Source organism: Chimaeribacter coloradensis (assembly GCF_002858715.1).
GTDB lineage: Bacteria > Pseudomonadota > Gammaproteobacteria > Enterobacterales > Enterobacteriaceae > Chimaeribacter > Chimaeribacter coloradensis.
Map to the genome: position 1 here is coordinate 1 of NZ_PJZH01000065.1, position 1,062 is coordinate 1,062.

Genomic DNA, 1,062 nt, shown 5'->3' on the forward strand with positions numbered 1-1,062 from the left:
AGGGTGCCGGCCATTTTGGGTTTCGGAATGAGCGGGGGACGAAAGCCGTAGGCCTCTGCGCAGGGTATCGCCGTTATCTCCACCTCAAAGCTCTTGTCCCGCCGGGCGGTGGCGGTGGTTTTGGTAATCACCACGCCCCGGCGGAACGCGTCGGGTACGCCCATGCCGCCGGTGACCGTCAGCACCTGCCCCGGTGCCACGGTGGCGCAGCTGGTCACGGCGGTGAGCTGCGTCTGTGCATTCAGGTAGCGCTCGTGGCGGATACGCGCATAGAAGGCGCCGCTCTCAGGCAGCGGGTCACGCCCGGCTGCCCCGGCGGTGAGGTAGTTATCAGCGTAGTGGTACGCTTCGCCGTAGGTGGTGCGGTCCCCGGGGGTGACCTGTGCCGATGCGCGCAGCTCATCTGTCGCCGCGCGGTAGTTGTAGTCCTGCGTGCTGACCGACTGCTCCACCACCCGGTGCGCGCTGACCATGTCCCATACCGACTCCACCCCGTCGTCATGCAGGCCCGAAGGCGGCACCGCGGGCAGCGTGACGCCCGGCTGGTCGTGGCAGGGCGCGTCACAGAACTCCACCACATCGATACCGAGCCGGGTATCGGCACTGAAGCGAAACCAGATACCCACCTCCGCCAGCAGCCGCGAGATAAAGGTCAGGTCATCTTCACCATACTGCATCACCTGCTCGCGGCGCGGGTACTCGTGCGCCAGGGTGAACAGGAAGTCCTGCCCGCGCATGTCATGGCGCTCCCGCAGGATTTTCTCCACAATCTGCGGCACCGACATGTCCTGATAAACGGCGTTCTGACGGCTGCGCGACAGCAGGGCCAGCCGCGGCTGCAGCGCCAGCTCATACTGGCGTTCATCTTTGGAGGTGGCGAGCTGTGTAAACCCGGTGACCACCCCCTGTACCACCCGCACCGGCTGCATGACCCGCACGCCAAAGCCCTGGTCCACGGCGGCCTGCAGGGTCAGTGTCCCGTCCTGCATCAGGAACGCAGCGGGGTCAAGGGCCTTATCGGGGCTGGTAAAGGTCAGGCGGTAACAGAAGGGCAGGCTCAGC

At 65.8% G+C, this 1,062-nt stretch carries 1 protein-coding gene; it reads right to left on the bottom strand.

All coding sequences use genetic code 11. From position 1 onward, the window contains the following. A partial coding sequence (gene vgrG / locus CYR32_RS21160; RefSeq protein WP_146000748.1) for a type VI secretion system tip protein VgrG occupies nt 1-1,062 on the bottom strand: 1,062 nt, incomplete at both ends.